The organism is Streptomyces sp. HNM0574 (genome assembly GCF_012726235.1).
Taxonomy (GTDB): domain Bacteria; phylum Actinomycetota; class Actinomycetes; order Streptomycetales; family Streptomycetaceae; genus Streptomyces.
Genome location: NZ_JAASAH010000013.1, coordinates 100,286 through 122,772, shown reverse-complemented (window position 1 = coordinate 122,772; position 22,487 = coordinate 100,286). Strand labels below are relative to the sequence as shown.

The 22,487-nt window shown below is 72.1% G+C and carries 23 protein-coding genes; 21 read left to right on the top strand and 2 right to left on the bottom strand.

Annotation, left to right across the window (positions count from 1 at the left end; genetic code table 11):
* The first annotated feature begins 190 nt into the window (after positions 1 to 190).
* The 5 genes from HCC30_RS21275 (at position 191) to HCC30_RS21255 (ending at position 6,449) form a co-directional block, all read left to right on the top strand.
* Positions 191 to 1,459 carry an ammonium transporter gene (locus HCC30_RS21275; RefSeq protein ID WP_169444228.1) on the top strand — a complete coding sequence of 423 codons (1,269 nt, stop codon included), beginning with the start codon at positions 191 to 193 and terminating at the stop codon, positions 1,457 to 1,459.
* Positions 1,456 to 1,794, top strand: a complete 339-nt coding sequence (locus tag HCC30_RS21270) for a P-II family nitrogen regulator (protein ID WP_169444227.1) — start codon at positions 1,456 to 1,458, stop codon at positions 1,792 to 1,794. Before HCC30_RS21275 ends, HCC30_RS21270 begins: the two co-directional genes overlap by 4 nt.
* A 1-nt stretch (position 1,795) precedes the next feature.
* Positions 1,796 to 4,219, top strand: coding sequence for a [protein-PII] uridylyltransferase (locus HCC30_RS21265; RefSeq protein ID WP_169444226.1), 2,424 nt, complete (start codon positions 1,796 to 1,798; stop codon positions 4,217 to 4,219).
* Between the two features lie 76 nt (positions 4,220 to 4,295).
* The gene (ffh, locus tag HCC30_RS21260) at positions 4,296 to 5,852 is read left to right on the top strand and encodes a signal recognition particle protein (protein ID WP_169444225.1); all 1,557 of its coding nucleotides are present in this window, start codon (positions 4,296 to 4,298) and stop codon (positions 5,850 to 5,852) included.
* Positions 5,853 to 5,885: 33 nt separating this feature from the next.
* Entirely contained in the window at positions 5,886 to 6,449 is a 564-nt protein-coding gene (locus HCC30_RS21255; protein WP_240979778.1) for a GNAT family protein, read from the top strand.
* On the opposite strand, the gene HCC30_RS21250 is transcribed toward HCC30_RS21255, so the two are convergent.
* The gene (locus HCC30_RS21250) at positions 6,425 to 7,243 is read right to left on the bottom strand and encodes a methyltransferase domain-containing protein (protein WP_169444223.1); all 819 of its coding nucleotides are present in this window, start codon (positions 7,241 to 7,243) and stop codon (positions 6,425 to 6,427) included. The two genes, HCC30_RS21255 and HCC30_RS21250, sit on opposite strands and share 25 nt — an antisense overlap.
* Before the next feature lie 580 nt (positions 7,244 to 7,823).
* Here HCC30_RS21250 and HCC30_RS21245 point away from each other — a divergent pair.
* From HCC30_RS21245 to HCC30_RS21170, 16 genes are all read left to right on the top strand, one after another.
* Complete coding sequence (locus HCC30_RS21245; protein WP_206324118.1) at positions 7,824 to 8,471, top strand: hypothetical protein; 648 nt, start codon at positions 7,824 to 7,826, stop codon at positions 8,469 to 8,471.
* 224 nt (positions 8,472 to 8,695) lie between these two features.
* Entirely contained in the window at positions 8,696 to 9,133 is a 438-nt protein-coding gene (rpsP, locus tag HCC30_RS21240) for a 30S ribosomal protein S16 (RefSeq protein ID WP_169444222.1), read from the top strand.
* A 2-nt stretch (positions 9,134 to 9,135) separates the two neighbouring features.
* The gene (locus tag HCC30_RS21235) at positions 9,136 to 9,375 is read left to right on the top strand and encodes an RNA-binding protein (RefSeq protein WP_169444221.1); all 240 of its coding nucleotides are present in this window, start codon (positions 9,136 to 9,138) and stop codon (positions 9,373 to 9,375) included.
* A gap of 118 nt (positions 9,376 to 9,493) precedes the next feature.
* Entirely contained in the window at positions 9,494 to 10,039 is a 546-nt protein-coding gene (gene rimM / locus HCC30_RS21230) for a ribosome maturation factor RimM (protein WP_169444220.1), read from the top strand.
* Positions 10,036 to 10,869, top strand: a complete 834-nt coding sequence (gene trmD / locus HCC30_RS21225; protein ID WP_169444219.1) for a tRNA (guanosine(37)-N1)-methyltransferase TrmD — start codon at positions 10,036 to 10,038, stop codon at positions 10,867 to 10,869. The genes rimM and trmD overlap by 4 nt, the downstream gene beginning before the upstream one ends.
* A 130-nt stretch (positions 10,870 to 10,999) precedes the next feature.
* On the top strand, positions 11,000 to 11,350 hold the full coding sequence (gene rplS / locus HCC30_RS21220) for a 50S ribosomal protein L19 (RefSeq protein WP_169444218.1): 351 nt from the start codon (positions 11,000 to 11,002) through the stop codon (positions 11,348 to 11,350).
* Positions 11,351 to 11,422: 72 nt separating this feature from the next.
* Positions 11,423 to 12,142 (top strand): signal peptidase I, encoded by a 720-nt coding sequence (gene lepB, locus HCC30_RS21215; RefSeq protein ID WP_169444217.1) that lies wholly within the window; start codon positions 11,423 to 11,425, stop codon positions 12,140 to 12,142.
* 304 nt (positions 12,143 to 12,446) lie between these two features.
* Positions 12,447 to 13,745, top strand: coding sequence for a signal peptidase I (gene lepB / locus HCC30_RS21210; RefSeq protein WP_346776739.1), 1,299 nt, complete (start codon positions 12,447 to 12,449; stop codon positions 13,743 to 13,745).
* Positions 13,738 to 14,670, top strand: a complete 933-nt coding sequence (gene lepB / locus HCC30_RS21205) for a signal peptidase I (protein WP_346776738.1) — start codon at positions 13,738 to 13,740, stop codon at positions 14,668 to 14,670. Before lepB (HCC30_RS21210) ends, lepB (HCC30_RS21205) begins: the two co-directional genes overlap by 8 nt.
* Positions 14,671 to 14,835: 165 nt before the next feature.
* Positions 14,836 to 15,567 carry a signal peptidase I gene (lepB, locus tag HCC30_RS21200; protein ID WP_169444215.1) on the top strand — a complete coding sequence of 244 codons (732 nt, stop codon included), beginning with the start codon at positions 14,836 to 14,838 and terminating at the stop codon, positions 15,565 to 15,567.
* Between the two features lie 58 nt (positions 15,568 to 15,625).
* Positions 15,626 to 15,949 (top strand): DUF2469 domain-containing protein, encoded by a 324-nt coding sequence (locus HCC30_RS21195; RefSeq protein WP_169444214.1) that lies wholly within the window; start codon positions 15,626 to 15,628, stop codon positions 15,947 to 15,949.
* A 153-nt stretch (positions 15,950 to 16,102) separates the two neighbouring features.
* Positions 16,103 to 16,522, top strand: coding sequence for a YraN family protein (locus HCC30_RS21190; protein ID WP_169444213.1), 420 nt, complete (start codon positions 16,103 to 16,105; stop codon positions 16,520 to 16,522).
* Positions 16,522 to 18,159 (top strand): ATP-binding protein, encoded by a 1,638-nt coding sequence (locus HCC30_RS21185; protein ID WP_169444212.1) that lies wholly within the window; start codon positions 16,522 to 16,524, stop codon positions 18,157 to 18,159. The genes HCC30_RS21190 and HCC30_RS21185 overlap by 1 nt, the downstream gene beginning before the upstream one ends.
* Positions 18,156 to 19,343, top strand: a complete 1,188-nt coding sequence (gene dprA / locus HCC30_RS21180) for a DNA-processing protein DprA (RefSeq protein ID WP_169444211.1) — start codon at positions 18,156 to 18,158, stop codon at positions 19,341 to 19,343. Before HCC30_RS21185 ends, dprA begins: the two co-directional genes overlap by 4 nt.
* Positions 19,344 to 19,612: 269 nt before the next feature.
* Positions 19,613 to 20,458: an RNA polymerase sigma factor WhiG gene (gene whiG, locus HCC30_RS21175; RefSeq protein ID WP_169444210.1), complete on the top strand. Its 846-nt coding sequence runs from the start codon at positions 19,613 to 19,615 to the stop codon at positions 20,456 to 20,458.
* A 71-nt stretch (positions 20,459 to 20,529) separates the two neighbouring features.
* On the top strand, positions 20,530 to 21,069 hold the full coding sequence (locus HCC30_RS21170) for a TetR/AcrR family transcriptional regulator (RefSeq protein ID WP_169444275.1): 540 nt from the start codon (positions 20,530 to 20,532) through the stop codon (positions 21,067 to 21,069).
* Between the two features lie 108 nt (positions 21,070 to 21,177).
* Here HCC30_RS21170 and HCC30_RS21165 read toward each other — a convergent pair whose 3' ends face one another.
* Positions 21,178 to 22,167 carry a M23 family metallopeptidase gene (locus tag HCC30_RS21165; protein ID WP_240979777.1) on the bottom strand — a complete coding sequence of 330 codons (990 nt, stop codon included), beginning with the start codon at positions 22,165 to 22,167 and terminating at the stop codon, positions 21,178 to 21,180.
* Between the last annotated feature and the right edge of the window lie 320 nt (positions 22,168 to 22,487).

Here is a 22,487-nt window from a genome sequence, read left to right as displayed (position 1 = left end):
TGCCGTGCGCCGTACGCGGCTGTGCGCGGCCGTTCATCGCCGCGTAACAGCCGGGAGCGCATCGTCACCGACGCGAAACACCCGGCGCAATTCTCGGAAACGCCCCCTCGCCATGCTGTGGCTCTTCCCCGACCGCAACGCCCACCGCCCGTCCCCGGCGGCGCGACGGCGTTTACTGAGGAGACGTTCCATGAACGGCGCGGACACCGCATTCGTCTTGCTCAGTGCGTTCCTGGTCATGCTGATGACACCCGGACTCGCCTTTTTCTACGGCGGCATGGTCCGGGTCAAGAGCGCACTCAACATGCTGATGATGTCCTTCATCTCACTGGGCATCCTGAGCGTCCTGTGGGTGCTCTACGGCTACTCGCTGGCCTTCGGACCCGACACCGGCGGCGTCGTCGGCAATCTCGACTTCGCCGGGCTCAGGGGAATCACCGCCGAATCCCTCACCGGTGACGGCGGAATCCCGGTGTTCGCCTTCGCCGTCTTCCAGATGATGTTCGCGATTCTCACCCCGGCGCTGATGAGCGGCGCACTCGCGGACCGGGTCAAATTCTCCGCCTGGGCCGTATTCATCGCCCTGTGGGCCACCGTCGTCTATTTCCCCGTCGCGCACTGGGTGTGGGCCGAGGGCGGCTGGCTGTACGAACTCGAAGTCATCGACTTCGCGGGCGGGACCGCCGTCCACATCAACGCGGGCATCGGCGCCCTCGCCGCCGTCCTCGTCGTCGGCAACCGCATCGGCTTCGGGAAGGAGCCGATGCGCCCGCACAGCCTCCCGCTCGTCGTGCTCGGCGCCGCCCTGCTGTGGTTCGGCTGGTTCGGCTTCAACGCGGGCTCCGCGCTCGCCGCCGACGGCACCGCCGCCACCATGGCCATGAACACCCAGCTCGCCACCGGCACCGCCGTCCTCGGCTGGCTCGCCTACGAACGCGTCCGGCACGGCGCGTTCACCACCCTCGGCGCCGCCTCCGGCGCCATCGCCGGCCTCGTCGCGATCACCCCGGCCGGCGCCGACGTCAACGCCCTCGGCGCGCTCGTCATCGGCCTCGTCGCCGGAGCCGTCTGCTCCTGGGCCGTCAGCCTCAAGTACAAGCTGGGGTACGACGATTCGCTCGACGTCGTCGGCGTCCACCTCGTCGGCGGGCTCATCGGCACCCTCCTCGTCGGGTTCCTCGCCGTCGACGGCGGCGGCCTCGTCCAGTTCGGCAAGCAGGCCCTCGGAGCCGGGGCCGTGCTCGCCTTCTCCTTCGCCGTCTCCTGGCTCCTCGCCCGGCTGATCCAGGCCACCATGGGCTTCCGCGCCTCCGAGGAGGACGAGACCGCCGGCGCCGACCACGCCTTCCACGCCGAGACCGCCTACGACTTCCAGTCCGTCGGCGGCTCCACCACCCGCGAGCGCCGCGCGCCCGCGCACACCGCCACGGCCGACGACCACACGAAGGTGGACGCATGAAGCTCATCACCGCGGTCGTCAAACCGCACCGGCTCGACGACGTGAAGGAGGCGCTGCGCGCCTTCGGCGTCCAGGGACTCACCGTCACCGAGGCCAGCGGCTACGGGCGCCAGCGCGGCCACACCGAGGTCTACCGGGGCGCCGAGTACACCGTCGACCTCGTACCCAAGGTGCGGATCGAGGTCCTGGTCGAGGACGAGGACGCCGAACAGCTCACCGAGATCGTCGTCAAGGCCGCCCGCACCGGGAAGATCGGCGACGGCAAGGTCTGGACCCAGCACGTCGAGGACGCGGTACGCGTCCGCACCGGCGACCGCGGCCCCGACGCCCTCTGACGTGCCCGACAGCCCCGCGCCCGACGCCTGTCCACCACCGGAGGACGACGACTACGCGACGGCCCGGACACGGCTGCTGCGGCCGGACGGCGGCGCGGCGGACGGGACCGGGGCCGCCCGCCGCGCCGCGCTCGCCCGGCTCACCGACCGGTGGCTCGCCGGGCTCCTCGGCGAGCGGCCCGGGATCGCGCTCGTCGCCGTCGGCGGCTACGGGCGCGGCGCGCTCTCGCCCCGCAGCGACCTCGACCTGCTGCTGCTCCACGACGGGCGCACCCCACCCGGCGAACTCGCCGCCGTCGCCGACCGCGTCTGGTACCCCGTGTGGGACCTCGGCATCGCCCTCGACCACTCCGTCCGCACCCACGCGCAGGCCCGCGACACCGCCGACGCCGACCTCAAGGCCCAGCTCGGACTCCTCGACGCCCGGCACGTCGCCGGGGACGCGACGCTCACCGCCGCACTGCGCACCGAAACCCTCGCCCGGTGGCGCGCCCACGCCCCCCGCCGGCTCCCCGCACTCCGCGAACTCGCCGCCGAACGCACCCGCCTGCACGGCGAACTCCGCTTCCTCCTCGAACCCGACCTCAAGGAGGCGCACGGCGGACTCCGCGACGCCACCGCCCTCCGCGCCGTCGCCGCCTCCTGGCTCGCCGACGCGCCCCGCGAGGGCCTGGCCGCCGCCCACGACACCCTCCTCGACATCCGCGACACCCTGCACCTGGCCACCGGCCGCGCCACCGACCGGCTCGCCCTCCAGGACCAGCCCCAGATCGCCGCAGCGCTGGACCTCCCCGACGCCGACGCGCTGCTCCACCGCGTCTACCGGGCCGCCGGAACCCTCGCCCACGCGAGCGAGGTCACCTGGCGCGAGGTCGGCCGCGTCCTCCGCGCCCGCGCCCGCGCCGGGCGCCCGGCACCCGTCGCCCGCACGCCCCTGGCCGACGGCGTCGTCGAGCACGACGGCGAAGCCGTGCTCGCCCGCACCGCACGCCCCGGACTCGACCCCGTCCTCCCGCTCCGCGCCGCGGCCGCCGCCGCCCGCGCCGGGCTGCCGCTCGCACGCCCCGCCGTACGCCGGCTCGCGACGGCCGCCGCCGCGCCGGGCGCGCGGACACTGCCCGTCCCGTGGCCGCCCGAGGCGCGCGAGCAGCTCGTCACGCTGCTCGGCGCGGGCGAGGCGACCGTGCCCGTATGGGAGGCCCTCGACGCGGAAGGGCTGATCACGCGCCTGCTCCCGGACTGGGAACGGGTCCGCTGCCGCCCCCAGCGCAACCCCGTCCACCGGTGGACCGTCGACCGGCACCTGATCGAGACCGCCGTCCGCGCCGCCGCCGCCGCCCGCGACGTGCGCCGCCCCGACCTGCTGCTCGTCGCCGCGCTGCTGCACGACCTCGGCAAGGGATGGCCCGGCGACCACTCCGTCACCGGCGCGACCATCGCCCGGGACACCGCGGCCCGCATCGGCTACGGCCACGCCGACGCCGAACTCCTCGCCCGCCTCGTCCGCCACCACCTGCTGCTCGCCGAGACCGCCACCCGCCGCGACCTCGACGACCCGCAGACCGTCCGGGCCGTCGCCGACGCCGTACGCGACCCGCTCACGCTGGACCTCCTGCACGCCCTCACCCGCGCCGACGCGCTCGCCACCGGACCGGCCGCCTGGTCCGCCTGGCGGGCCGCGCTCGTCGACGGCCTGGTCCGCAGAACCCACGCCCTGCTCGCCGGTGACCCCCCGGCGCCCCCGTCCGCCCCCGCGGCGCCCACCCCCGCGGCGGAACACCTGGCCGCCGAGGCCCGCCGCACCGGCGGCCCGGCCCTCACCCTGAGCGCGGCCGGCGAGCCGGGCAGCGCCGAACTGGCCGTCGCGGTACCGGAGCGCCCGGGCCTGCTGTCCGCCGTCGCGGGACTGCTGGCCCTGCACCGGCTCACCGTGCACTCCGCCGAACTGCGCGTCCTGCCGGCCCGCCGGGACGCGGCGCCCGTACAGCTGCTGACCTGGCGCGTCGCCGCCGCCTTGGGTGCCCCGCCGGACGCCGCCCGGCTCCGCGCCGACCTCGTCCGGGCGCTCGACGGCTCGCTCGACGTCCCCGGACGGCTGGCCGCGCGCGAGGCCGCGTACCGGCGGCCGCGGCACCGGACCGCGCGGCAGGCGCCGCCGCCCCGGGTCACCGCGCCGCCCGGCACCTCCCGCCTGGCCACCGTCCTGGAGGTCCGCGCCGAGGACGCCCCCGGCCTGCTGCACCGCATCGGCCGGGCCCTGGAGACGGCGGGCGTGACCGTACGCAGCGCGCACGTCAGCACCCTCGGCGGGAACGCCGTCGACGCCTTCTACGTCACCGGCCCCGACGGCGCCCCGCTGCCGCCCGAGGGGGCCGCCGGGCTGGCCGCCGCGGTGCGGCGGGCGCTGGCCCCCGACCGAGGCTGACTGCTTCGGGCGAGGACGGATACCCTTGGGGGCCGACCGCCGACTTGACCCCCAACGTGAAGGATCCGCGACCGCCGTGTTCGACACTCTCTCCGATCGCCTCGCAGCGACCTTCAAGAACCTCCGGGGCAAGGGACGCCTGTCGGAGGCGGACATCGACGCCACGGCGCGGGAGATCCGCATCGCCCTGCTGGAGGCCGATGTCGCGCTGCCCGTCGTCCGGGCCTTCATCAAGGGGGTCAAGGAGCGGGCGCTCGGTGCCGAGGTCTCCCAGGCGCTGAACCCCGCCCAGCAGGTCATCAAGATCGTCAACGAGGAGCTCATCGGCATCCTCGGCGGCGAGACCCGCCGGCTCCGGTTCGCCAAGAACCCGCCCACCGTGATCATGCTCGCCGGCCTCCAGGGCGCCGGTAAGACCACCCTCGCGGGCAAGCTCGGCGTCTGGCTCAAGCAGCAGGGGCACACGCCCATGCTCGTCGCCTGCGACCTCCAGCGCCCCAACGCCGTCAACCAGCTGTCCGTCGTCGCCGAGCGCGCCGGCGTCGCCGTCTTCGCGCCCGAGCCGGGCAACGGCGTCGGCGACCCCGTGCAGGTCGCCAAGGACTCCGTCGTCCACGCCCGCGACAAGCAGCACGACGTCGTCATCGTCGACACCGCCGGCCGCCTCGGCATCGACCAGGAGCTGATGCAGCAGGCCGCGGACATCCGCGACGCCGTCAGCCCCGACGAGGTCCTCTTCGTCGTCGACGCCATGATCGGTCAGGACGCCGTCACCACCGCCGAGGCGTTCCAGGACGGCGTCGGCTTCGACGGCGTCGTGCTCTCCAAGCTCGACGGTGACGCGCGCGGCGGTGCCGCCCTCTCGGTCGCCCAGGTGACCGGCAAGCAGATCATGTTCGCCTCCAACGGCGAGAAGCTGGACGACTTCGACGCGTTCCACCCGGACCGCATGGCGTCCCGCATCCTCGGCATGGGCGACATGCTCACGCTGATCGAGAAGGCCGAGCAGACCTTCAGCCAGCAAGAGGCCGAGAAGATGGCCGCGAAGCTGCAGAAGGGCCCCAAGGAGTTCACGCTCGACGACTTCCTGGCGCAGATGGAACAGGTCCGCAAGATGGGCTCCATCTCCAAGCTGCTCGGCATGATGCCCGGCATGGGCCAGATGAAGGAGCAGATCAACAACCTCGACGAGAAGGACGTCGACCGCACCGCCGCGATCATCAAGTCGATGACCCCGCACGAGCGGGCCGAGCCGACGATCATCAACGGCTCCCGCCGTGCCCGCATCGCCCGCGGCTCCGGCGTCGACGTCAGCGCCGTGAAGAACCTCGTCGAGCGGTTCTTCGAGGCCCGCAAGATGATGTCGAAGATGGCCCAGGGCGGCGGCATGCCCGGCGGGATGCCCGGCATGCCGGGAATGCCCGGCGGTGGCGGCACCAAGAAGGCCAAGGGCAAGCAGCAGAAGAAGAACAAGGGCAAGCGCCAGTCCGGCAACCCCATGAAGCGCAAGCAGGAGGAGCAGGAGGCCGCCGAGCGCAAGGCCAACGGCGGCGCCCTCGGCCCCGGCGCCGGCCAGGGCCCGGGCGACTTCGAACTCCCGCAGGAGTTCAAGGACATGCTCCCCCCGAAGTGATCTCCCCGCGGGCGGGGGCCGATGATGTCGTGCATGCGCGTATACATCCGGCCCCCGCAGCCGTCGGACGAGACCGCCTACCGCGAGGCGGTGCTCCGCTCCGCCGACCACCTCAGCCCGTGGAACCCGGTCGAGCCCGACGGCTTCCCCGACCTGCTCCGCAGGCAGGGCCCGCTGCTGCGCACCCTGCTGATCCTCGACCGTGAGGACGACGGCCTCGTCGGACGCGTCAACGTCGCGAACATCGTCCGCGCCCGCTTCCGCAACGGCTCCCTCGGCTACGACAGCTACCTGCCGTACGCCGGCACGGGCCGGATGACCGAGGGCATGCGGCTCGTCGTCGGCCACTGCTTCGCCCCGCCGCCCGAGGGGCTCGCGCTGCACCGGCTGGAGATCAACGTCCAGCCCGACAACGCCCGCTCACTCGCCATGGCCCGACGGCTCGGCTTCCGCCACGAGGGCTTCTCCCCGCGGATGCTCTACCTGAACGATGCCTGGCGCGACCACGAACGCTTCGCCCTCACCGCCGAGGAATGGCCACCGGGAGACACCCGCGAGGAGCCCGGCGACGGTCAGACCGTGCGGGCGATCACGTAACGGAACAGGTTCGGCATCCACACCGTGCCGTCCGCCCGGCGGTGCGGATGCAGCGCCTCCGTCAACTCCTTGACGACCAGGCCGAGATCCGTCGCCCGCACCGCCTCCTCGTACAGGCCCGTCGAGAGCAGACCCCGCACCGCGCTCTCCACGTCCGCGTACCCGAACGGGCACGTCACCCGGCCCGAACCCTCCAGCCGCAGTCCCGAACGCAGCGCCAGCTCCTCCAGATCGTCCCGCCCGCCGGGCACCCAGCCCCCGGCGGTCCCGGGCGAGGCGGACGCGGGGCCCGCCGGGTCCGCGAGCCGGGCCGCCAGCCGCAGGACCGGGGCCGCCGCGCAGCGCTCCGCCGGGCCCCAGCCCGCCAGCACCACGGGGGTGCCGCGCTCCACACCGGCCGCGGTACGGGCGAGCGCCTCGGCCGAGGGCAGCGCGTCGAACGCGGTGACCAGATTCGGCGGCGGCCCGCCCGGCGGCACCTCGCCGGGAGAACCCAGCACCAGCCGCGCGTCCCACGGCTGCCCGCCCGCCTCCGGTTCCGGCAGCAGCCGCTCCCGCGCCAGCGCCAGCCGCGCCTCGTCCGCGTCGACCCCGACGACGGAGGCACCGCGCGAGGCAGCCAGCAGCAGCGCGAGCCCCGAACCGCAGCCCAGCCCCAGCAGCCGCGTCCCCTCACCCACGTCCATCCGCTCGTACGCCGCCTCGAACAGCGGCACCAGCATCCGCTCCTGAATCTCGGCCCAGTCGCGCGTGTGCTGCGCGAGGTGCCGGTGCTGTACGAGCGCGGGTGCCATCGCAACGCCCCAATCCGCCGAAGAATCGTGTGCCGGTTCCCCCGCCGCTGACGCCGCTGCCCGCGTCGTCCCCGTACGTCAGGGAACTGCGCAACCGCCGATGCGTCCAGGGGGTGCACCGGGGTGTCTCGCACGCCCCTCCTTTGCGCCCCGACGGGCGCCGCGAGCGACGGATTCTCCGGTACCTCCCGAATTCGCAGTGTGGCACGGCCCCGCCGCCCGGGCATGCCGGAGCACCCCCGCCCGGCCGCCGCCAACCCCCGGCCCGCGCGGCCCTGTTGGCGCCGGGACGCGGACCCTTGCGCCGCAAGGGGTTACGCACGGTACGTCGGACGGGCCCCGGCGTCGGGGCGCACAGGAAGCGGCGCTAAGGTCACTGCGTCCACCGCCGGGGAACCCCTGCCGTCCCCGCAGCGCACGGCCGCGCGCACAGCGGCGCGGGGGAGCCCGCGACCGGCGCGCGATGCGCGACGGTACGTCCCGGCTTGCGGGCGGCTGTGCGGCTTCGCCGCGGATCGGCCCACCCGCCCTCGTCCCAGCACATCGGCGTGAACTGACGGGTACGTGCAAAATATTTGCGATGACCCGGAATCGGAACACCACGGCGTTCCGGCTCGTTGGGCACGACGTGAGCACGACACCACCAGTTCTCGCCGCCGAACTGGCAGCCGCCTGGGCCGATATTCAACGGCACCACGGAGAGCTGCCTGACCTGGCCGCGCCCGAATCCCTGATCGGAGAGTCGTCGTCCGCCTGTGGCGGCGGACTCTCTTTCGAACGGCTGCTGCACGAGGCCGTGCACGGCATCGCCGCAGCGCGCGGTATCCGGGACACGTCCCGGGCCGGCCGCTACCACAACCGCCGTTTCCTCGCGATCGCCGAGGAGTTGGGCCTGGAGCACGCCGAGGAACCGCATCCCAGCAGCGGCTTCTCGCTGGTCAGCCTCACCCCCGAGACCCGGCGCCGGTACCGGCCGACGATGGAACGCCTGGCGCGCGCGCTCAAGGCGTACAGCACCGCGACGGAGACGGACACCGGCAAGAGCTTCCGCGGCCCCGCCGCCCGGCACGGCTCCTCCGGCGGCGGCGTACGCGTCAAGGCGGTGTGCGACTGCGGGCGGAACGTCCGCGTCGTCCCCTCGGTGCTCGCGCAGGCGCCGATCATGTGCGGCGCCTGCGGCAAGCAGTTCCGCATCCCGGAGGCCCCCGCCGTCGCGGCCGTCGGCTGAACCGCCGCCGTCACCGGGCGGGAGCGCGGGCTGTGGAGGGCCGGGGGAGCGGGGGATCAGGTTCGGCGCATTCGGCCATGTGTGGCATCATGGCCAGCTGAACTCGACAGTCGCACAGGACCCCTCTCTCCTCCGGCTGACGCGTCCATCGGGCACTCGGGTTCTGCAACCCCACGCGGCAACTTCGGTGCCCACCCACGTCAAGACCAGGAGACACCACACCCGTGGCAGTCAAGATCAAGCTGAAGCGTCTGGGCAAGATCCGTTCGCCTCACTACCGCATCATCGTCGCCGACTCCCGTACCCGCCGTGACGGCCGGGCCATCGAGGAGATCGGCCTGTACCACCCGGTGCAGAACCCCTCCCGCATCGAGCTCGACTCCGAGCGCGTGCAGTACTGGCTGGGTGTCGGCGCGCAGCCGACCGAGCCCGTCGAGGCCATCCTCAAGGTCACCGGCGACTGGCAGAAGTTCAAGGGTCTGCCGGCCCCCGAGCCGATGAAGACGGCCGAGCCGAAGCCCGACTACTCCACGCTCTTCGAGTCCGTCTCCAAGGCGGCCGGTGACGAGCCCAAGGGCGAGGCCATCACGCAGAAGGCGAAGAAGGCCGACAAGAAGGCGGACGAGGCCGAGGCCGAGTCCACCGAGTCGACCGAGGCCTGAGGATGCTCGAGGAAGCCCTCGAGCACCTGGTGAAGGGCATCGTCGAACACCCCGACGAGGTGCAGGTCGCATCCCGCACCCTGCGCCGGGGGCGCGTGCTGGAGGTCCGGGTCCACCCCGACGACCTCGGCAAGGTCATCGGCCGTAACGGCCGGACCGCGCGCGCTCTGCGCACCGTCGTGGGTGCGCTCGGTGGCCGTGGCGTCCGCGTCGACCTCGTCGACGTGGACCAGGTCCACTGAGCCGCAGCATGCAACACCGGCACGGGCCGGGAACGGCAGTTCGCCGTCCCCGGCCCGTGTTCGCTTGTCCGGCCCGCACGGCCGGACGGTTTCGCCAGTCACGAGCACGGAGAACACAGTGCAGCTAGTCGTCGCGCGTATCGGCCGCGCCCACGGCATCAAGGGCGAGGTCACCGTGGAGGTGCGTACGGACGAGCCCGAGCGGAGGCTCGGCCCCGGCGCCCGGCTCGCCACCGACCCCGCCGCAACGGGCCCGCTCACCATCGCCTCCGGGCGGGTGCACAGCGGCCGGCTGCTGCTGCGCTTCGAGGGCGTGCGGGACCGCACCGCGGCGGAGGCCCTGCGCAACACCCTGCTCATCGCCGAGGTCGACCCGGAGGAGCAGCCGGACGACCCGGAGGAGTTCTACGACCACCAGCTCGTGGACCTCGACGTCGTCACCACGGACGGCACCGCCGTCGGCCGCGTCGAGGAGGTCGCCCACCTCCCCGCGCAGGACCTGCTCATCGTCCGGCGCCCGGACGAGAGCGAGGTGCTCGTCCCCTTCGTGGCCGAGATCGTGCCCGAGATCGACCTGGACGAGCAGCGCGTCGTCATCGACCCGCCCCCCGGCCTGCTGGGCGAGCCCGCGGAGGACGGCCCGGACGAGGGTGCGGCGCGGTGAGGATCGACGTCGTCACGATCTTCCCCGAGTACCTGGAGCCGCTGAACGTCTCCCTCGTCGGCAAGGCCCGCGCCCGCGGACAGCTCGACGTCCGCGTGCACGACCTGCGCTCCTGGACGCACGACCGGCACCACACCGTCGACGACACCCCGTACGGCGGCGGCCCCGGCATGGTCATGAAGCCCGAGCCGTGGGGCGAGGCCCTGGACCACATCCTCACCACCGGCGGGGACGACGGCCCCGAGGCGGCGGGGGAGCGGCCGGTGCTGGTGGTGCCGACGCCGAGCGGTGAGCCGTTCACCCAGGAACTGGCCGTCGAGCTCTCCGAGCGGCCCTGGCTCGTCTTCACCCCCGCCCGCTACGAGGGCATCGACCGCCGCGTCATCGAGGAGTACGGCGAGCGGCTCGACGTCCGCGAGGTGTCCATCGGCGACTACGTGCTCGCCGGCGGAGAGGCGCCCGTCCTCGTCATGGTGGAGGCCGTCGCGCGGCTGCTGCCCGGGGTGCTCGGGAACGCCGAGTCGCACCGCGACGACTCCTTCGCCCCCGGCGCGATGGCCGACCTGCTGGAGGGCCCCGTCTTCACGAAGCCGCCCGAGTGGCGCGGCCGCGGCATCCCCGAGGTGCTGCTCAGCGGCCACCACGGCCGCATCGCCCGCTGGCGCAGGGACCAGGCGCTCGCCCGCACCAGCGCCAACCGCCCGGACCTGATCGCCCGTTGCGACCCGGCCGCCCTCGACAAGCGCGACCGGGCGACGCTCGCGGAACTGGGCTGGCAGCAGGGAACGGACGGCCGATTTGGGCGGCCGGGCGAGGCCGTGGAAGAATAGGCCGCTGCTTCACGTCCGCGCGCGACCCTGCCACAGGGGGACCGACGCCCGTGAGACGTGACGGCATCCCATTCAGCATCACGATCATTCCGCTGATGACCTGTGGCATCGGCGAGGAAAGCAGACGGACATGTCCCACCTTCTCGACAGCGTCGACGCCGCCAGCCTGCGCAGCGACATCCCGGAGTTCCGCCCCGGCGACACGGTCAACGTCCACGTCCGCGTCATCGAGGGCAACCGCTCCCGTGTGCAGCAGTTCAAGGGCGTCGTCATCCGCCGTCAGGGCGACGGCGTGCGCGAGACCTTCACGGTCCGCAAGGTCAGCTTCGGTGTGGGCGTCGAGCGCACCTTCCCGGTGCACACCCCGATCGTCGAGAAGATCGAGCGTGTGACCCGCGGTGACGTCCGTCGCGCCAAGCTGTACTACCTGCGTGACCTGCGCGGCAAGGCTGCGAAGATCAAGGAGAAGCGCGAGGCCTGAGCAGGTCTCCGCGAGATCCGAGCAGGTCTCGCTGTCGGAGGTCCCACGGCTGCCGGATAAGCTTTCGGCCCGATGGACACCGACGCGCAGAGCAACGACGAAACGGAGCGTGACCGCTCTTCCGCCCCCGACGACGAGGGGCAGGGGAGCTGGTCGCGCTCCGTTCGTCTTGGGCTGCCCGCCATGGCGGTCCTCGTGGCGCTCCTGCTGGTCAGCGCCTTCGTCGTGCAGCCGTTCCTGATCCCCAGCACCTCGATGCGGCCCACCCTCGAGGTGGGCGACCGCGTCCTCGTGAACAAGCTCGCCTACGGTTTCGGCAACCATCCGGCGCGCGGAGACGTTGTGGTCTTTGACGGCCGGGGCTCCTTCGTCGACGAGGAAGCCTCGGACGGTAATCCGGTGACCGGTCTGCTGCGGGAGGCCGGGGCGGCGGTCGGCCTGGTCGAACCGTCCGAGACGGACTACGTCAAGCGCGTGGTCGGGACCGGCGGGGACCGGGTCCGCTGCTGCGACAAGCGGGGGAGGATCGACGTGAACGGCGAACCGGTGAACGAGAGATACCTCTACCCCGGCGACGATCCGTCCGCGGTGCCGTTCGACATCACCGTCCCCGAGGGACGGCTGTGGGTCATGGGCGACCACCGCTCGGAGTCCAGCGACTCCCGCGACCACCTCGGCACCCCCGGCGGCGGCACCGTCCCCGAGGAGAAGGTGATCGGCCGCGCCGACTGGATCGGCTGGCCCTCCGACCGGTGGACCTCGTTGCGTGCCGGGACCGGTGGGCATGGCTGACCGCGGCGGACAGCGCCGCCCGTACGACTACGGGGTTCCGAGCGAATACGGGGACGGGGACGACGTCTACGGTCCGGGCGGGGCGGCCGACGGGGCGCGGCGTACCGGGAACGGGGTGCCGGGGCTGTCGGTGAACGGGCCGCCGGGGTTTCCGCCGGACGGGCCGCCGGGCTTCTCCGTGAGTGGACCGCCCGGGCCCGGCCCGAACGGGCAGGCGCCGGGCGGGACTTCGGCCAACGGCGGGCCGCCGCCCTCCGCTTCCGCTCCGTTTCCGGGCGGGGGCACGAACGGGCAGGCGCCCGGCGTGAACGGCGGCTACCCCGGCGCGTACGCGTACACCGAGCCCTTCGACTACTCCGGCGCCGGTGACCCCGGTGGCGCCACGGCGTACGGGCCTCCCGGCGCCGGTGCCGGGGCGGGGGCCACGTCCCCGAACGGTACGGCCGGTGTGCCGGGGCACGGCGGCGTGAGCCGGAACGGTTCTGCTCCGTTTCCCGGGCCGGCCGACAGCCATGTGCCCGGCGCCCAGGACACGATGCGGCTCACCGCGGCCACCGGTACGCCCGACGGTTCGGGTTCCGGTTCGGACGAGCCGCCGACGCGCAGGGCGGGCCAGGGGCGGGCGGAACGGCGCCGCGCCGCCAAGCGGATCAAGCGCCGCCGGCGGCTCTCCGCGACGAAGGAGATCCCGATCCTCATCGGCGTCGCCCTCGTCATCGCGCTGGTGCTGAAGACCTTTCTCGTCCAGGCGTTCGTCATCCCGTCCGGTTCGATGGAACAGACGATCCGCATCGGCGACCGCGTCCTTGTCGACAAACTGACCCCGTGGTTCGGCTCGAAGCCCGAACGCGGCGACGTCGTCGTCTTCAAGGACCCCGGCGGCTGGCTGGAGAAGGAGGAGAAGAAGAGCGAGGGCGGCGATCCGCTCGGTATCAAGAGCCTGCTGACCTTCATCGGCCTCCTCCCCTCGGACGACGAACAGGACCTGATCAAGCGGGTCGTGGCCGTGGGCGGCGACACCGTCGAATGCTGCGGCAAGGACGGAAAAGTGAAGGTCAACGGCGAACCGCTCGACGAGCCGTACCTGCACCCGGGGAACAAACCCTCCGAAATCCGGTTCAAGGTGACCGTTCCCATCGGACGCGTGTTCGTCATGGGAGACCATCGCGCGAACTCCGCCGACTCCCGGTTCCACCTCGACGACAAGGGCAGAGGTACGGTGCCTGAGGACTTGATCGTCGGCCGCGCGGTCGTCATCGCCTGGCCCTTCGACCACTGGCGGCAGCTGGGGGACGAGGGCGCCTTCGACTCCGTGCCCAACGCCTCCGGCGCCACGGCGGCCAGCGGCGGAGCCAATCAGGTGGCACAGCTCCCGATCCCTGCGGAACTCCCGCTCGTTATGGGAGTGGTGGGCCTGTACCGGCTTCCGGGCAGGCGGCAGCGCAGTGTGAGGAGTGAATGTGGGGGACGTGGCGGTCGGCGCACGGTCCGGTTCCGGCGATGGCGACCGGGAACCGGGGCGCCAGGACGCAAACCAGGTACGGGACGAGTCGCGCGGGCGGACACGGACCGTGGAGAAAGGCAGTGGCAGCAGCGTGAGTGACAGCGCGGGCACCAACGACGCCGGAGAAGATCCGGCCGCCGGCCGTGCGGGAGGCGGCAGTTCGGCCGTCGGTGGCAAGAAGAAACAGCAGCAGCGTTCCTTCTGGAAGGAACTGCCGCTGCTCGTCCTCATCGCGCTCGTGCTGGCGCTGCTGATCAAGACCTTCCTGGTACAGGCGTTCTCCATCCCGTCGGACTCGATGCAGAACACGCTGCAGCGGGGCGACCGGGTGCTTGTCGACAAACTGACCCCGTGGTTCGGCTCGAAGCCCGAACGCGGCGAGGTCGTCGTCTTCCACGACCCGGGCGGCTGGCTCAGCGAGTCCCCCGTCCCGCAGGCCGAGGGCTTCGGCGCCGTCGTGCAGAAGGGCCTCAGCTTCATCGGACTCATGCCGTCCGCCGAGGAGAAGGACCTGATCAAGCGGGTCATCGCCGTCGGCGGCGACACCGTCTCCTGCGAGCGCGGCGGAACCGTCAGCGTCAACGGCAAGAAGCTCGATGAGAAGGACTACCTGTACCCGGGCAACTCCTCCTGCGACGACCGGCCGTTCGGGCCAATCAAGGTGCCCGAGGGCCGGATCTGGGTGATGGGCGACCACCGCCAGGACTCCCTCGACTCCCGCTACCACCAGGAGCTCAGCGGCGGCGGCACCGTCTCCGAGGACGACGTCGTCGGCCGCGCCATCGTCGTCGCCTGGCCCGTGAACCGCTGGCAGGGACTGCCCGTCCCCGACACCTTCGAGCAGAAGGGCATCGCCGCGAAGGCCGCTGCGGGCGCCCCGGCGGCGCTCGGCGTCGCGGGTGCGCTGCCGCTCGTGCTGTGGCGGCGCAAGCGGCTGATCAACAAGCTCCGCGAGGAGACCGAGGCGGCCGCCGTGTCCGGTGCCGCTCCGGCCGGAAGCACCGGTTCCGCGACCTCTCCGTAGGACCTTCTCCGAACGTTCACCAGCTCGCACCACCGGCCGTTCCGCGGCCGGACCAGGGGTCAGTCCGTGAGTCGACCGAGACGTCGATCACGGGCTGACCCCTCGGCGTACCCCGGGTAAGGTTCGCCCAGATCATTACGGCGAGCCACCAGGGAGTTGTACGGAATGGGCAAGTCAGGGCGGGGCGACGGGCGCCGCGGCACCCTCGGCAACACGCTGTCCGGAGCCGCCGTGGCCCTCGGCTGCGTCCTCTTCCTCGGCGCGTTCCTCTGGGGCGCCCTCCTGTACCAGCCCTACAGCGTCCCCACCGACTCCATGAACCCCACCGTCAAAGCGGGCGACCGGGTCCTCGCCGAACGCATCGACGGCAAGGACGTGCGCCGCGGCGACGTCGTCGTCTTCCAGGACGACCTGTGGGGCACCGTCCCCATGGTCAAACGCGTCATCGGCGTCGGCGGCGACAAGATCGCCTGCTGCGGCGACGGCGGCCGCGTCACCGTCAACGGCGACCCCCTCGACGAGCCGTACCTGAAGGACAAGGGACCCGACTCACAGACCTCCTTCCCACAGACCACCGTCCCCGACGGCAAGCTCTTCCTCCTCGGCGACAACCGCATCGACTCCCTCGACTCCCGCGTCCACCTCGAAGAAGGCGACAGCGGCGCCGTGCCCCGCACCGCCGTCCAGGCCCGCGTCGACGCCGTCGCCTGGCCCAGCGCCGACCTCGGCATGCTCGCCCCGCCCACCGGCTTCGAACAGCTCCCCGGCGGCACCTCCCAGCCCGGACCGCTCCGGCTCCTCGTCACCGCCGTCGTCGCCGGCGCCGTACTGATCCTCGGCGGCGCCGCATACGGCCCCCTCACCAGGCGACGGACCGCGGACACGGGACGCCGCTGACGCACAACGACACCGCTGAAGCACAATGGGGAGACGCACGGCTGAAGGGGAACATGCCATGAGCGCGGAGGATCTCGAAAAGTACGAGACCGAGATGGAGCTGAAGCTCTACCGGGAGTACCGGGACGTCGTCGGGCTGTTCAACTACGTGATCGAAACCGAACGGCGCTTCTACCTCACCAACGACTACGAGATGCAGGTCCACTCCGTCCAGGGCGAGGTCTTCTTCGAGGTCTCCATGGCCGACGCCTGGGTGTGGGACATGTACCGGCCGGCGCGCTTCGTGAAGCAGGTGCGCGTGCTCACCTTCAAGGACGTGAACATCGAGGAGCTCAACAAGAGCGACCTCGACCTCCCCGAGGACTCCGGCTTCAAGGGCTGACCACCTCCAGGACAAGGCAATGACCGGGAGTCTGCCTCACGTCCGGCCGAGGGTGACGGAGTTGTCCACAGGTCCTCCGTCATCCACAGAAAACGACCAAGATCCCCACGCAGCTCCGGCAGCCGCCACCGTAGGCGCCCGGAGGTGGTGCGCATGGACGCACGACGTGCACTCGGACGCTACGGCGAAGATCTCGCCGCCCGGCAGCTCCGCGCAGCGGGCATGGCCGTACTCGAACGCAACTGGCGCTGCCGCGACGGCGAAGTCGACATCATCGCCCGCGACCGCGACGCCCTCGTCATCTGCGAGGTCAAAACCCGGCAGGTACACCGCGACCGCACGGCACCCGGAAAGCCGCGCCCCGCGACGCCCCAGCCCTACCAGGACCCCATGGCCGCGCTCTCGCCCCGCAAGGCCGCCCGCCTGCGCCGGCTCGCCGCCCGCTGGCTCAGCGAACGCTGGCTCGCCCGGTACGGCAACGTCCCCGGCGGCGGAGTACGCATCGACCTCATCGGCGTCCTCGTCCCGGCCCGCGGCGCACCCCAGGTCCAGCACGTCAAGGGGGTGCTCTGATGGGCTTCGCGCGCACCTGCTCCGTCGCCCTCGTCGGCGTCGAAGGCGTACCCGTCGAAGTACAGGCCGACCTCGAACCCGGAGTCGCCTCCTTCACCCTCGTCGGACTCCCCGACAAAAGCCTCAGCGAAAGCCGCGACCGCGTACGCGCCGCCGTCGTCAACTCCGCCGCCGAATGGCCGCAGATGAAACTCACCGTCGGCCTCAGCCCCGCCTCCGTCCCCAAAAGCGGAAGCGGATTCGACGTGGCCGTCGCCTGCGCCGTCCTCGCCGCCGCAGGCCGCATCGACCCACGCGCCATCGCCGGCCTGATGATGATCGGCGAACTCGGACTCGACGGCAGACTCCGCCCCGTACGAGGCGTCCTGCCCGCCGTTCTCGCCGCCGCCGACGCCGGCTACGAACGCGTCGTCGTCCCCGAACACGCCGCCGCCGAAGCCGCACTCGTACCCGACGTCACCGTCCTCGGCGTACGCAGCCTCCGGCAGCTCATCGCCCTCCTCACCGACGAACCGGAACCCACCGAAGAACCCGAACCCGACGGCACCCCCGACCCCCGCACCACCGCCTACACCGGACACCCCGGGCCCGCGGGACACGGACAACTCCCCGGCGGAACAGGCAGCGGAACCGCACCACCCGTAGACATGGCCGAGATCGCCGGACAAGCCACCGCTCGCAGCGCACTGGAGATCGCCGCCGCCGGACGCCACCACCTCTTCTTCAAAGGCCCGCCCGGAGCAGGCAAAACCATGCTCGCCGAACGCCTGCCCGGCCTCCTGCCACCCCTCACCCCGAACGAAGCCCTCGAAGTCACCGCCGTCCACTCCGTCGCCGGAGCCCTCCCCACCGGCAACCCTCTCGTGACCACACCCCCGTACTGCGCACCACACCACTCGGCCACCATGGCCGCCCTCGTCGGAGGCGGCACCGGCCTGCCCAGACCCGGCGCCGTCTCACTCGCCCACCATGGCGTGCTCTTCCTCGACGAAGCCGCCGAATGCAGCGCCCGCGTCCTCGACGCCATGCGCCAGCCCCTGGAATCCGGCCACATCGTCGTCGCCCGCTCCAACGGCATGATGCGCATGCCCGCCCGCTTCCTCCTCGTCCTCGCCGCCAACCCCTGCCCCTGCGGACAACACGGGGCACCCAGCGGCTGGTGCGAATGCCGCCCCTCATCCGTCCGCCGCTACCGGGCCCGCCTCTCCGGCCCCCTCCTCGACCGCGTCGACCTCCGCGTCGCCGTACAACCCCTCTCCCGCTCGGAACTCGCGGCCCTCGGCGGCCGCCCCGAACCCACCACCGTCATCGCCGACCGCGTCCGCACCGCACGCGAACGGGCCGCCGCCCGGTACACCGACACCCCGTGGACCACCAACAGCGAAGTCCCCGGACACGAACTCCGGACCCGCTGGCCCGTCACCCCCGGAGCCCTCGACCGCGCCGAGGACGACATGGACCGCGGCATGCTCACCGCCCGCGGCCTGGACCGCGTCCTCCGCGTCGCCTGGACCATCGCCGACCTCGCCGGCCGCGACCGGCCCGCCACCGAAGACGTCGACCGGGCCCTCGAACTCCGCACCGGCATCGGCCGCGGCACCCCACAAACCCGCACCGAACCCCGCCCGCCCCGGTGAACCCGCGCCCGCCACAGAAGGGAGACACCGACATCACCCCGAGCGAAGCCCCCGAGGACGAACGCCTCGCCCGCGTCGCCCTCACCCACATCATCGAACCCGGCGACGACACCCTCGGCCGCCTCCTCACCCGCATCGGCCCCGAGGCCACCCTCGACGCACTCCGCACCGGAGCCCCCGCCCCCGCCGGCATCAGCAGCCACCGTTGGGCCGGGCTCCGCCTGCGCACCCACCGGCTACCCCGCACCCCACAACAGGACCTCGAACTCGTCGCCAGGATCGGCGGCCGCTTCATCTGCCCCGGCGACACCGAATGGCCCGCCCAGCTCGACGACTTGGGCCCCGCACGCCCCATCGGCCTCTGGGCCCGGGGCACACCCTCCCTACGGTTCTGCGCACTGCGCTCCGTCTCCGTCGTCGGCGCACGAGCCTGCACCGACTACGGCGCCCACGTGGCCTCGGTCATCAGCGCCGGACTGGCCCGCCACGGCTGGACGGTGATCTCCGGCGCGGCCTACGGCATCGACTCCGCCGCCCACCGAGGAGCCCTCACCGGCGACGGAGCCACGGTCGGTGTCCTCGCCTGCGGACCGGACTCCGTATACCCGCCCGGTAACGCGGAACTGATCCGGCGCATCGGCGAACAGGGCCTCCTCATCGGCGAGTTACCACCCGGAGGCCACCCCAACCGCGCCCGCTTCATCCTCCGCAACCGCGTGATCGCCGCCCTCTCCCGAGGCACGCTCGTCATCGAGGCCGCGCTGCGCAGCGGCTCCCTCTCAACAGCCCGGCACGCGCGGGCACTCGGGCGCCACATCATGGGCACCCCGGGGCCGGTCACGTCCGCCATGTCGTCCGGCGTGCACGAACTGCTCCGCGAGGACGCCGTCCTGGTCACCAGCGCGGCAGAAATGATCGAACTCGTGGGAAACATCGGCGAACTGGCACCCGCCCGCCGCGGCGCCGACCTCCCGCGGGACGCCCTGCCCCGCGAAACGGCGTCCGTCCTCGACGCCTTCCCCGCCCACGGCCCCGCGGACACCGAACACCTCGCACACGAGGCGGCGCTGGGAATCGACGCCGCCCTCGCCCGCCTCCACGAGCTGTGCGCACTCGGATTCGTCGAACGCCAGGGCGACGCCTGGCAGTTGGCCAGGCCCGCACCCCGGAACCCCAACGAGTGATGAGGCGGTCCTTGACCTGGGGCTATCGAATGACAGGGTGATCCATATGCACTTGTTCAGACCGCTCGTGCACCGAGCGCCTGATATGAGCACCCCTGAACGCGTAACTCCGGAGTGCGGGCAGCGGAACGTATCTGCGCATCCCGGAGCAGCCGTTCATCGCGTACTGCGATGGCCTGATCACGCTACGCTCACATCAGTTCTGGTCGAGGCATCCATCATCGGCACCCCGCGTAACGTCCACTCTGCAGAACGGCTCAAGGCGACCAATGCCCCAGCACATCTCCGGGTCTGACCGCACGGCCACCGCATCCGCACCCCTTGCAGTAGAAGACGCTGTGCGCGGCACAGCACCCACCTCCCTCGACGAACTCTGGCGCTCGTACAAGGCCACGGGAGACGGACGGCTGCGGGAGCAGCTGATCCTGCACTACTCGCCACTCGTCAAGTACGTCGCCGGACGCGTCAGTGTCGGACTGCCCCCCAACGTCGAACAGGCCGACTTCGTCTCCTCCGGCGTCTTCGGCCTCATCGACGCCATCGAGAAGTTCGACCCGGAACGTTCCATCAAATTCGAGACCTACGCGATCACCCGCATCCGCGGCGCCATGATCGACGAACTCCGCGCCCTGGACTGGATCCCCCGCTCCGTCCGCCAGAAAGCCCGCGCCGTCGAACGCGCCTACGCCACCCTCGAAGCCTCCCTGCGCCGCAGCCCCTCCGAATCCGAAGTGGCCGCCGAAATGGGAGTACCCCTCGAAGAACTCCACGGAGTGTTCAGTCAGTTGTCCCTCGCCAACGTCGTCGCCCTCGAAGAACTGCTGCACGTCGGCGGCGAAAGCGGCGACCGGCTCAGCCTCATGGACACCCTCGAGGACACCGCCGCCGACAACCCCGTCGAAGTCGCCGAGGACCGCGAACTCCGACGCCTCCTCGCCCGCGCCATCAACACCCTCCCGGACCGGGAGAAAACCGTCGTCACTCTCTACTACTACGAAGGACTCACCCTGGCCGAAATCGGCCAGGTACTCGGTGTGACCGAAAGCAGAGTCAGCCAGATCCACACCAAATCCGTCCTGCAGCTACGCGCAAAGCTCGCCGACGCCGGTCGCTGAACCCGCACCCGCCTTCGTAAGGTAGTGACGTGCCCAGGATTCGAGCGGCCTCTGTGGCCGAGCACCGGACCATGCAGCGCGCCGCACTGCTCGACGCTGCCCGAACACTGCTGTCCGAAGGAGGGACGGAAGCACTCACCTTCCCCGCCCTCGCGCAGCACACCGGGCTGGCGCGCTCATCCGTCTACGAGTACTTCCGCTCCCGCGCCGCCGTGGTCGAAGAGCTGTGCGCCGTCGACTTCCCCGTATGGGCGGCCGAAGTCGAAGCCGCCATGGAGCTCGAGGAAACGGCCGAAGCGAAGATCGAGGCCTACGTCCGCAGCCAGCTCGCCCTCGTCGGCGACCGGCGGCACCGCGCCGTCGTGGCGATCTCCGCCGGAGAACTCGACGCCGGCGCCCGCGAAAAGATCCGCGCTGCCCACGGCGGACTCATCGCCATGATCGTCGAAGCCCTCGGCGACCTCGGCCACGAACAGCCCCGCCTGGCGGCCATGCTCCTCCAAGGCGTCGTCGACGCCGCCGTCCGCCGCATCGAACTCGGCGCAGCCGAAGACCCCGAACACATCACCGAAGCAGCTGTTGCCATGGCGCTGCGCGGGGTGCGGGGCTGAGTCGCGGTCCTTGGGGGCTCCCCCCCCGCCCCCTCCCCCCACCCCCAGTTCAGTCCGGTCAGTAGTCAGGCCGCGCGCAGTCACACACCGCCCGCGCGCCGACAGCCGTCATGGCCCGGCCGCAGCCATACGCAGAGCCGCCCACGCAGCCCCTGGTGGCGGCCGCCTCGGCACGGCAGTCCGTAGCAACGCGCCTGGTGGCCCTCTCGGTCCGGCCGTCGTTCGTGTGCGACGTCCGCGCGGGCGTGCGAGGCGGCGGCGTGCCCAGATGACGCCGACGAGCAGTGCCGCGGCGATGACCGCCGGGGCGAGGCGCGCGTCACCTCCAGCGCTGCCGGTCCGTGCGGCTACGGGTGTGCGCGGTCCCGTGGAGGCGTGTGGCCCGGCGAGGGCGGCGCGTGGTTCGGGTGTGGGTACGCCGGTGACGGGGAGTAGCCGTGAGGGGCCGGTGTGGCGGAGTTGTGGCGGTAGGAGTGAGAGCGGGTTGAGGTAGCGCTTGCCGCGGAGGAGGCCCCAGTGGAGGCAGGGCGTGCCGCAGTGGGTGGGGTCGTCGGCGAGGGTGGCCACGGTTTGGCCCGAGCGGACGGTTGTTCCCTTGCGTGCCTTGGGGCGTACGGGGGTGTAGGTGGTGCGGAGTGGTGGCTTGCCTGAGCTGGGGTGTTCGACGGTTACGGAGCCGGTGCCCGCGACGGTTCCGGCGAAGGTGATGCGTCCCGGGGCCGCGGCGCGTACGGCTTGGCCCGGGTCGGCTTCGAGGTCCACGCCTCGGTGGCCGGCGGCCCAGGGTGTCGGTGGCGGGTCCCAGGGGCGGATGATCCGTGGTGGCCGGGTGCTGTGAGGTTCGTGGACGGGCCAGGTGCGGGTGACAAGTGCTGGGGGTTCGTGGTCGACGGGGCTTGCCCGGGTCGGCGTGGTACCGGCGGGGACGGCGAGTGCCCTCCCCGTGAGCCCGGACCCGGCGTCGAGCCCGAGCCCAGGGCCCAGCCCGAGCCCGACCCCCGCACCGACCCCGACAAGCCCCCCGACCCAGACCTGCCGTAAAGCGGCCCCGCTGTAAGTGCCCCCGTGACGAGCACCCCTGCTGCGCTGACTGTTCATGTGCCGACTCTCGTGCAGAACCCGGGAGTTGGGGGATCTTGGACGGAATCTGTGGACAAGGGGGCGGGCGTGGAGGGGACGGTCGCTCGTGGGGGTGAGGGTGGGCGTGGCGGATGGACAGGGTGGGGGTGGGGTGCTGCGGGGAGTCACGGGTGGGGTGCGGGGTGTGCTCCGTCGCGCTCCTGCCGCGCTTCCGGGCGCTGGTGAGAGAACCGGAGCGGGGGAGCGGGCCGGTTCACGGGTCCCGTACACTGCTGGTGGCGGCCCGGGTGACCGGGTCGACTTCGCACGCCCCGCCACCCTGACCCGGTGGCCGCGTT

Bases quoted from the DNA above. Each gene is read 5' to 3' on its own strand.
- HCC30_RS21275 (WP_169444228.1), top strand. From the start codon at position 191: ATGAACGGCGCGGACACCGCATTCGTCTTGCTCAGTGCGTTCCTGGTC.
- HCC30_RS21190 (WP_169444213.1), top strand. From the start codon at position 16,103: ATGGACGCACGACGTGCACTCGGACGCTACGGCGAAGATCTCGCCGCC.
- HCC30_RS21270 (WP_169444227.1), top strand. From the start codon at position 1,456: ATGAAGCTCATCACCGCGGTCGTCAAACCGCACCGGCTCGACGACGTG.
- HCC30_RS21255 (WP_240979778.1), top strand. From the start codon at position 5,886: ATGCGCGTATACATCCGGCCCCCGCAGCCGTCGGACGAGACCGCCTAC.
- HCC30_RS21195 (WP_169444214.1), top strand. From the start codon at position 15,626: ATGAGCGCGGAGGATCTCGAAAAGTACGAGACCGAGATGGAGCTGAAG.
- HCC30_RS21170 (WP_169444275.1), top strand. From the start codon at position 20,530: ATGCAGCGCGCCGCACTGCTCGACGCTGCCCGAACACTGCTGTCCGAA.
- HCC30_RS21250 (WP_169444223.1), bottom strand. From the start codon at position 7,243: ATGGCACCCGCGCTCGTACAGCACCGGCACCTCGCGCAGCACACGCGC.
- lepB (WP_169444217.1), top strand. From the start codon at position 11,423: ATGGACACCGACGCGCAGAGCAACGACGAAACGGAGCGTGACCGCTCT.
- rplS (WP_169444218.1), top strand. From the start codon at position 11,000: ATGTCCCACCTTCTCGACAGCGTCGACGCCGCCAGCCTGCGCAGCGAC.
- whiG (WP_169444210.1), top strand. From the start codon at position 19,613: ATGCCCCAGCACATCTCCGGGTCTGACCGCACGGCCACCGCATCCGCA.
- HCC30_RS21185 (WP_169444212.1), top strand. From the start codon at position 16,522: ATGGGCTTCGCGCGCACCTGCTCCGTCGCCCTCGTCGGCGTCGAAGGC.
- HCC30_RS21245 (WP_206324118.1), top strand. From the start codon at position 7,824: ATGACCCGGAATCGGAACACCACGGCGTTCCGGCTCGTTGGGCACGAC.
- lepB (WP_169444215.1), top strand. From the start codon at position 14,836: ATGGGCAAGTCAGGGCGGGGCGACGGGCGCCGCGGCACCCTCGGCAAC.
- HCC30_RS21235 (WP_169444221.1), top strand. From the start codon at position 9,136: ATGCTCGAGGAAGCCCTCGAGCACCTGGTGAAGGGCATCGTCGAACAC.
- HCC30_RS21165 (WP_240979777.1), bottom strand. From the start codon at position 22,167: ATGAACAGTCAGCGCAGCAGGGGTGCTCGTCACGGGGGCACTTACAGC.